We start from the raw sequence: 9,216 nt of genomic DNA, 5'->3' as shown, positions 1-9,216 counted from the left end.
TGCGATCCCCCCGTCGCGCTCAGCAGTTTCGCATCCGGCGCGCGATCGCCCACCCGCACGGTTGCGGTACGCTGGGCCTCATTCGCCGCCAGGGGCCCGGATTGCCCGCGGTATATCGCCCTGCGCTGCGTAGGCCCAACCGAGCAGCATCAACGCGGAAATGTATAAGTATCCTCGCCTATCCGAGCTGAACGCCACAATGGCCTGCTCGAAGCAGGAGACCGCGCGAGCGGGTTCATCTCGATAAAGTGCCATCGTGCCGTCGGCGTAAGCGATCAGCGCCTGGTTCATGGGAGTGGGATCCTGTTCGGCGAGTGCGTGCGCCTGCTCCAGCAATGACGCCGCCGATCGAAGGTCCCGCTGTGCGGTGGCCATGAAAATGCTGGCCTCGAGCGCCTTGACACGGTCAGATATCGAGCCCGCGTCCGGGTGTGCCAGGGCGCGGTCGAGCCACCGTCGACCTTCACCGTACAGACCCCGAAAGCTCCAGAACCCGAACAACGCGTTGGCGATGCGCAGCCCGGTATCGGCCGATCCTGCACTGTCCTCGGATAAGGAGAACTCGAGTGCGCCACGCAGATTCGGTTGTTCGTGTTCGAGGCGGACCAGCCAGTCGGGCTGACGGTCACTGATCCAGTCCGCCACCGAATTCAGCACCAATTCCTGGCACCAGTCACGGTGTCGTCGACGCAAATCCCGGTCTTCGCCGGAGTCACGCAACTGCTCGCGACCGTAGTCACGCACGGTCTCCAACATCCGGAAGCGCACGACGCCATCCACTTCGCCGCGGTTCACAATCGATTTGTCGACCAGACCGGACAAGGCGTCCAGCAGATTCTCGTGCGCAATGTCAGGGGTACATACCTGTTCGGCCGCATCGAGTTCGAAACCGCCGGCGAACACCCACAATCGAGCCCACAGCCTCTGCTCGACCGGCGTGCACAGCTGGTAGCTCCAATCGATGCACCACCATAGGGTCTGCTGCCGCCTCGGCGCCGTGCGACTGCCACGAGTGAGCAGCGCGTACCGGTCGCTCAGCCGCTCCAGGATCTGCTCGGGCGACATCGCGCGTATCCGCGCCGCCGCCAACTCGATCGCCAACGGCAACCCGTCCAGCCGTGAACAGATCCCGACCACCGCGGCCTTGTTCTTCTCGGTGACCTCGAACCCCCGCACGACCGCCGCGGCGCGATCGACGAACAGACTCACCGCATCGTATTTCGGCAGGCCCCGCAGCACCGGCCGCTCAGCGGGGGACGGAACCGCCAACGGCTGCACCCGCAACACCGCTTCCCCCGCCACGTCCAACGGTTCACGGCTGGTGACAAGAATCCGCACACGCGGACACCTCACCAACAACTCCCCGACAAGCCCCGCCAACGCCTGCACAACCTGCTCGCCATTGTCCAGAACAAGCAGCGTCTCCCGCGGACGCAGGAAATCCACCAGCACTTGCCGCATCGACCGATCCGAGTCGTCCCGCAGGCCCATAGCAGCCGCCACAACGTTGCTCAGCAACTCCGGGTCCCGCACGTCGGCCAGTTCGATCATCCACACCCCATCGGTAACAACGCGTCGAGCATTCGACGCCACCCGCAACGCCAGCCGGGTCTTGCCGACACCCCCAATTCCCGCCAGTGTCACCACCCGGGACACCGACAGCAGGTTCTTGATCTCCGCAGTCTCGGTACGGCGGTCCACAAAACTCGTCAGCTCGAGTGGCAACTCGCGAGTGCTACCGCGAATATCCGCAGATTGCGGTATCGCTGCTCCCCCCGGCGATGGCGTGTGCGCCTTTGGCCCGGGGGCCGCAGCGTGTGTGCCATAGAGGGCCATATTGCCCACCTGGTAGCCGTGGTCGCCCTGCACCTGTCGGATGACCTCGCCGAATGCCTCGGCCGTCGGCCGCGCCTGCGGATCGCGGTCCATCGCCGATTCCACCACCGCCGACAAATCGTCGGGGATACCGCTGTCGCGCAGATCCGGCACCGGCTGGCTGGTGATCCGCAAGAACTGCGCCACCACCTGCTCACCGCTGCGACGCTCGAACGCGGCATGCCCGGTCAGCGCACAGAACAAGGTCGCACCGAGACCGTAGACGTCCGCCGCGCGGGTCGCCGTCTCGCCACCGAGCACCTCGGGAGCGGTGAACGCCGGGGACGCGGTCACAATGCCCGTCGCCGTCTCGAACCCGCCCGCAATGCGCGCGATACCGAAATCCGTCAACGCCGGTTCGCCATAGTCGGTCAGCAGAATGTTTCCCGGCTTCACGTCACGATGCACGATCCCGAGCCGATGCGCGCTCTCGAGCGCACCAGCGATTTTCACTCCGATCCACAGGACGGTCTGCACCGACATCGGACCCTGTCGATGGATCCACGCATCCAGCGAATCCAACGGGTGATACGGCATCACCAGATAGGGCCGCCCGCTCGCGGTGACACCGACCTGCAGCACGGTGACGATGTTCGGATGCCCGGTCAGTCGGCCCATCGCCCGCTGCTCGCGGAAGAACCGCGTTTTGTTGTTCTCGTCCAATTCCGCGGTCAGCACCTTCACCGCTACTGTGCGGTCCAGCGCCGCCTGGGTGCAGCGATACACCACACCGAAACCACCACGTCCGATTTCTTCGGCGTCCTCGAACCCGGACGCGCTCAACTCGACCGTGACAGGCAGAGTCACATCACGGCGGGTCCGCAGCGGATCATCGTCGACCATCAGCGGTGTGCGATCCACCCTGCAGGTGCACGAACGTCAGGCGCCATGCGCTTACCTTTCGACAATGCCAGCGTATCGCCGAACATTGGTGCACAGACCGCGCGTCCGCGCCCGACTTGCAGGCCACTCTGGACCGGCTCAACGCTTTCCTGGTCCACACCAGCGGCACGCTTGGTCAGCATCGAAACCTGTTTGGCCGACAGCCGCAGCGGGGGCTACTTCGATCACACTCAGATTTTTATTCGAGGTTGGTCGCATAGACGTCGACCCAGCGCCGTGTCGCCTAGCGCCACCGGCTGCAACTACGACCACAGTCTTCGACAGTCAACCACCCACACGTCGCACGCGCAAGGCCGAGCGCCACCGTGATCGGCGGCCGATGTTCCCATGTTGACACCGGCCACAATATCGGCAACACTGTGACCATTATGATAGATGTGGTCTGCACCTCACCTTATGTGTCCAATTCGAGGCGGTCATGAATTCGGAAGGTCGCTTGCTGCTGCGCGGCGGCATCGTCCTCACGATGGACGAGGCACTGGGTGACTACGAACGCGCAGATGTGCTCATCGAGGACGGCAAGATCGCTCAGGTCGGGCCTGATCTGGACGCCGACACAGAGGTGCTCGACTGCGTGGGCAAGATCGTCCTCCCCGGCTTCGTGAACTCGCACCACCACATGTTCCAGACCGCCCTGCGCTCCTACTGGTCCGACGCTCTCGACCTGGACTATTTCATGCAATCCCGTGCCGGAGCCGATGCGCTGTTCCATCAGTACACGACCGAGGACGTCTACTGGGGACAACTCGGTGGGGCACTGGAGAACCTGGCCGCGGGAACCACGACAGTCGTCGACACGTCGCAATGCTCATATACTCCCGAACACACCGACGCGGCGCTCGAAGGAATCCGCCGATCCGGCATCCGGTGTGTTTTCAGCTTCTCGCCTTCGTTCGGCGATCACGAGCCGGATCCGTCGTACGCCCACCCCGAAGACATCCATCGCCTCATCGAGTCCACAGGCGCGGCCGAGGATGGATCGCTCGTCCGCCTGGCATTGGGCTATCACGTCGATGAGGACTTGTTCGAGCTTGCCCGCGACCTCGGTCTGCCCATGTTCGCGCATGTCAACGACACCAGCTGGGGTCATGTGCTGGAGCAGTTCGAGAAGGAGGAACTGCTCGGCCCCTGGATAACCTACATCCACTGCCTGGGTCTCGAGGACGCCGCGTGGCGAACCATCGAACGGACCGGCGGCAAGGTGTCGGTCTCCGCGAGCGCTGAGCAATCGCTCGCCATGGGTCAGCCGGCCTTTCAAACTGCCCTGGAGCACGGCATTTCAACGAGTTTCGGCACGGACACGGTGGGCATCGCGCCGGTCGACTTCTTCTCCCAAATGCGCGCGGCCTTCCACTGGCAGCGCAGCCGCATCCAAGCTGCGATACAGAGCAACTCGCCGGAGATTCAGCCGATCACGGTGCGAGACATACTCCGAATGGCAACACTCGGCGGAGCGCAGGGGGCGCATCTCGACCATCTCGTCGGGTCCCTGACGCCGGGCAAGCGGGCGGATGTCATCGCACTGAACGCACGCACGCTCAACGCCGCACCGGTGAATCACGCGGCCGGCGCCGTCGTCCAGCATATGGACACGAGCAACGTCGACACCGTGATCGTGGACGGGCGCGTCGTCAAGCGCGATGGCCGACTGGCCGGCGTGGACGTCGAAGAGGTATTGCAGCAACTCGAACGTTCGGCGGCCGGGCTCGTGAGTCGTTCGCGAGCTACCGATATCCTTTTCACGGGTTGCCGGGGGCTGTCATAAACATTCGACGTTGCCGTGATCGGACTGGGTCCGTTTGGTGAGCTGGCGGCGCTTCTGCTGGCGCGTGCGGGGCTGACGGTATTGGTACTCGAGCACGAGGCCGATGTGTACCCCCATCCGCGCGTCGGTGTTCTCGACGGAGAAGCGCTGCGCACGCTTCAGAAAGCGGGAGTGTACGAGCGCGCGGTTTCCGACATGCTCCTCGGGGCCGGCGCCCAGTGGGTGTCGGCTCGCGGCAAAGTTGTCTCGACGACGCTGCCGACGGAGAAACACCAGGGCGGGCCATCCGTGGATATCGGCGATTTACGTTTCGTGGTACCAATGGCCGGACCGGCAACGCGCGCACGCTTCGTTCTCGGCTGCGATGGCTCCAACAGCGCGCCCCGGGGCGCGATCGGCGTCCAACTCGTCGGATCCGCATACACCGACACCTGGCTCATCCTCGACGCGAAGCTGCCGGAGCCGGTCGCACACATTCCGTATTTTAGATGCCGCTGGACCCAGCGGCGCCAGTCTGACCGGCCGACTCGCCGCTGGTAGGCACCGCTGGGAACGCAAGGTAATGCCCTGGGAGGACCGCGACGAGATCCTTACACCACGCGCAAGATTTCCGCGGTGTCGGGCGGCAGTATCCCGGAGGTGACCGACCGCACGGTGACCACATGCACGTCGCCGCTTCGCCCCTCGACAACCTGATGTACCGCGTCCGCTGGTTCCTCAGCGGCGCAATACACGCGGGGCCTGGGGCAGGAACGCGCGTCCGGCCGGTGTGAGGGCAAGACCATGTGGTCCGCGTTCGAGCAATACCGCGCCGAGTTCTTTCTCAAGCGAGGGTATCTGTTGGGACAGCGACGGCTGCGAGACATACAGCCGCGCCGCGGCGGCGCTGAACGCCCCGCTCTCCCAGACGGCGAGAAAATACTCGAGCTGACGCAGTCGCGTCAGATGAAGTTACCGTCAGCCGTACGCTCGACCTCGAAATCGAGGAAGAGACCCCCGTTACCGCACAGGATAGAGATCCGGGGCATTGCACCGTCGGCTTCGAGGTTGCGCAGTGCACTGAACGGACTCACCGCCGCACTGCTCGGACTGACGAAATAAACGCGTCTCGACGTCAGCACTTCCGCGTTCGGACATCGATCGAAAGAGAGCTCGATAGTCCACTGCGCGCGCCGACCGATTTTGCTGCGCGACTGCGAGTTCGGGTTGCCGACATCGAAGCTGGCGCACAGCGAACCCTCAGCAGAGGTGATGGTGGGTGCAGTCCGCGACGGCGTTGGCAGTAGGCCCGCGCCGGCGGGCTCGGGCTTATAGACAAACCCTCAGCGGCTGCTGTGAGGGGTGGCGGGCAGGTGTGCACACCGTTGGTTCTTCGCGCCACCCGAAGGTGAAGGCGCGCCCCTGCCCGAAGCGCGATAGCAGACAGTGGCCATCCGATCGAGCTGGGTTCGCGCCGAAATGTCTTGGTTACTATGAGATATTGGTATCGAGGGGCCGATGCTGACTGAAGCCGGGCTTGTCCTGCGGGCTGGTGCCTGCGTGTGACAGCTGTGTGCAGCCGTACCGTCTCGCTGGCAGAGCGCGTTAAACCACCGGGTTGCTCAATGTGCCCAGACCTTCGATTTCGATGTCCACTGTATCCCCATTTTTCAACCACGCAGGAGGCGTGCGTGCGAAGCCGACGCCGTGCGGGGTGCCGGTCAACAGAACCGTTCCGGGGCGCAGCGTCATCGTGCTGCTGAGGTTCTCGATCAGCGTGGGCACATCGAAGATCATGTCGGCAGTCGTCCAGTCCTGCATGACGTGGCTGTTGATCGTCGTCTTGAGCTTTAGTGCATTCGGATTCGCGATCTCGTCGCTGGTTACGATGGCAGGACCCAGCGGGCAGAAACCATCGAAGCTCTTGCCGCGGGCGAACTGTCCGCCGCCCAGTCTCTTCTCGCGCTGCCAGTCCCGCGCGGAGACGTCATTGGCGATGGTGTAGCCCAGAACGTACTGCAGCGCTTGAGCCTTGCTGACGTCCTTGCACGTCTTGCCGATGACCACTGCCAGTTCGCCCTCGAAATCGATCTGACTGCTCAGCCGAGGGATCGTGATCGGATCGCCCGGATTGTTCAGCGCGTTGCTCGACTTGATGAACAGCACCGGCAGTTCAGGGATGGTAGAGCCGCCTTCTTCAGCGTGCTTGCGGTAGTTCAAGCCGATGCAGAGGATATCTGTCGGCACGACGGGGGCAAGCAGTTTCTCGATCTCGGCCACCTGCCCGGACAGCTCCAAAGTGTTGAACAGATCCCCCTCGATCAACTCCGCTGTAGCGTCGTCGATTCTCCGTCCGTAGCGGATTGTTTCACCAGTGATGAATCGTACGATATGCACAGCGATCAGCCTACCGGATATACGCAAGCGGAGAAGTGCTTCTAGCATCGAGCATTTGTTCCGGCGGTTGCGACGCAACGAGTATTCGACGAAAGCCAAATTCGCGCGCCTTCGCGGGCACCGATGCAGTCCGGTGAAGTATCGCGGACACAGATGACCTTATGTTCGAAGCGCGATCTTCAATTGATGGACGCGGCCTTCGGTGGGTGCGTAGCGCGTGGTGAGTATCAGCGCGGCGATGATGCTGATGCCTGAAATGCCGGAGAATCCGAACACGATGCCCCACTGGGCGCTTTCCGGTTGGACTACCGATTCCCCGGCTCTCGATGATACGAAACCGCTGGCTGCGAGCACAAAAGCGTAGACACCCGCACCGGCCGCCGCAGCGATTGTCTCACCAGCCGACCATAGACCCGCGAGCGCTCCCGCACGCTGTTGACCTGACTCGGCCGCGTCGTTCGCAAGAATGTCGGCGAACATTGCTTGCGGCATGAGTTGCGCGCCGGCGAAGCCTGTACCGGCAACGAGGAATAGGGCGCAACATATCTCCAACCGGATGGCCTCGGTTACTGCGGGCAGCACGACGACTCCGAGTGCACCTGTCGTGAAGAGTGTCAGAGCTGCCATCAGGCAGTACTTCTTGCCTATTCTCCGTGCTGCATGGCGCCACGCCGGCATCGCCAGCATCAGTGGGCCGACTACACAGACGAAAAGTGGCGTGACTGCGCTCTCTGTACCGAGAATCTGGTCCGCTATGTACGGCAGGCCGGCCAACGTGACGGAGATGACCACCTCGATCAGCATGAATACAAAGAGCAAGATGCGAAACGGATGGTTGTGGCGGGCGCCGATCAATACTTCACGCAGCGATCCGGCCGCCTGTTTCGGCGACTCGGTCGGTATGTGGGTCGACTGGCGTGCACTGTAGAGCGCCCCGCATGTGCCAAGGAGGATCACGCATCCCATGGCCACTGCCATTACCCGGTATCCCTCTGTGCCGCCGCCTTCGCCGGCCGCCAGCAAGGGAGCCACGGCCCCCGCTGCCAAGATGGCCAGACCCAAGAACCCCATGCGCCATGCGGTCAAGGATGTCCGTTCGGCGGCGTTGGCACCGAGTTCTGCCGGTAGAACGCTGTATGGGATGGTGAACATGGAGGCTCCGAGGCCGGTCAAGGTGAGCGCAACTGCAACCCACCAGGCGGCGGCATTCCCGCTGAACGGTGAGCAGAAGATCGACACGAATCCCACTGGGAGCATGATGGTTCCGGCGATCATCCACGGTCGGCGGGACCCCAATCGCGACACTGTCGAGTCGGACAACCGGCCGACGATCGGATGGCAGACGAGGTCCAGCAGTTTCGGGAGGAAGACGACGATTCCCGCCACTGCCGCGGTAACACCAAGGATGGTGGTGAGGTAGTACAAGAGGACGAGCCCGGGAACGACCGCGTAGGTGGCGGTGGCCAGGGATCCGCTGCCGTAGCCGATGCGTTCGGGCATGGAGAGGCTGAACCCCTCCCGGTGCGAGGAACCGGGTGTGGTCACGGCAGGACCTGTCTGCGCAGGGCGTCGTTCATCGTTGTCTCAATTCCGGCATCGAGCTCCAGTAAGTGGATTTGCACACCGGCCGGATTCGACGCCCAAGTCGAGAGGCACCCTCAACGGTCCGGTGACGGAGTTTCATGCGATGTCAGCGCATCGTGCGCCCATTCACGCGCTTGCTGCCGTAACTGCCGACGCACCACGTGCCCCACCACGCGCCGTCGAATGCGCGCGACACGGCCAGTCGCGTTGATCTGGTCGACGAAACGTTCACCCGACCGCTGCAATGCCTCCATGATTTCGTCCACAGGACAGTCCACGAGCTGGTGGTGGCGTTTGCGCCAGTGTCCTGCGATCATGACCGCTTCGATGTTGCCGGCGTTGGCATGCAGTGCCGCGGCAATCGGATCGTGGAGCGGCCACAGGTTGAGCGCACGCGTGTCGATCACAACGAGATCGGCTTGCATGCCCACCTCGATGCGACCGATCCGGTCGGCCATGCCCAGCGCGCGCGCACCCTCCACGGTCGCCCACGCCAGCGCCTGCTTCACACCGAGTGAGACCACCGGCGCACCCAGGCCGGTTTTTGCGTGCGCCTGCTCATGCGCGAGGCCGCGCTGGCGTGCCAACACCAGCCGCGCGGCGACCAACATTTCCCCCGGCGCGACGATTTCGGTGTCGGTACCCAGCGACGGTGCCGCGCCCATGCTCAGCAGCTGATCGGTCACTCGCGCGCAGTGGCCCTGGCCCAGTTC

At 63.5% G+C, this 9,216-nt stretch carries 7 protein-coding genes; 2 read left to right on the top strand and 5 right to left on the bottom strand.

Annotated elements, in window-relative coordinates; translation table 11 throughout:
- Positions 1-78: 78 nt before the first annotated feature.
- Entirely contained in the window at positions 79-2,718 is a 2,640-nt protein-coding gene (locus ACWEKR_RS35200) for a protein kinase domain-containing protein (protein ID WP_452358185.1), read from the bottom strand.
- Between the two features lie 496 nt (positions 2,719-3,214).
- On the opposite strand from ACWEKR_RS35200, the gene ACWEKR_RS35195 reads away from it, so the two are divergent.
- The gene (locus ACWEKR_RS35195; RefSeq protein WP_228826490.1) at positions 3,215-4,543 is read left to right on the top strand and encodes an amidohydrolase family protein; all 1,329 of its coding nucleotides are present in this window, start codon (positions 3,215-3,217) and stop codon (positions 4,541-4,543) included.
- A gap of 15 nt (positions 4,544-4,558) precedes the next feature.
- Complete coding sequence (locus ACWEKR_RS35190) at positions 4,559-5,083, top strand: FAD-dependent monooxygenase (protein ID WP_452358184.1); 525 nt, start codon at positions 4,559-4,561, stop codon at positions 5,081-5,083.
- A 177-nt stretch (positions 5,084-5,260) separates the two neighbouring features.
- Here ACWEKR_RS35190 and ACWEKR_RS35185 read toward each other — a convergent pair whose 3' ends face one another.
- The 4 genes from ACWEKR_RS35185 to ACWEKR_RS35170 form a co-directional block, all read right to left on the bottom strand.
- Positions 5,261-5,479, bottom strand: coding sequence for a LysR family transcriptional regulator (locus ACWEKR_RS35185; protein ID WP_452358186.1), 219 nt, complete (start codon positions 5,477-5,479; stop codon positions 5,261-5,263).
- A gap of 648 nt (positions 5,480-6,127) precedes the next feature.
- Positions 6,128-6,919, bottom strand: coding sequence for a fumarylacetoacetate hydrolase family protein (locus ACWEKR_RS35180; RefSeq protein WP_195068140.1), 792 nt, complete (start codon positions 6,917-6,919; stop codon positions 6,128-6,130).
- Positions 6,920-7,078: 159 nt separating this feature from the next.
- Entirely contained in the window at positions 7,079-8,464 is a 1,386-nt protein-coding gene (locus ACWEKR_RS35175; RefSeq protein ID WP_452358183.1) for an MFS transporter, read from the bottom strand.
- Between the two features lie 113 nt (positions 8,465-8,577).
- Positions 8,578-9,216 (bottom strand): amidohydrolase family protein (locus ACWEKR_RS35170; RefSeq protein ID WP_452358182.1); only part of this gene is annotated, 639 nt, incomplete at its 5' end.

It is taken from the genome of Nocardia sp. NPDC004573 (genome assembly GCF_053602135.1).
The sequence above is the reverse complement of the archived record's forward strand: the minus strand, read 5'-3'. Positions and strand labels throughout refer to the sequence as shown.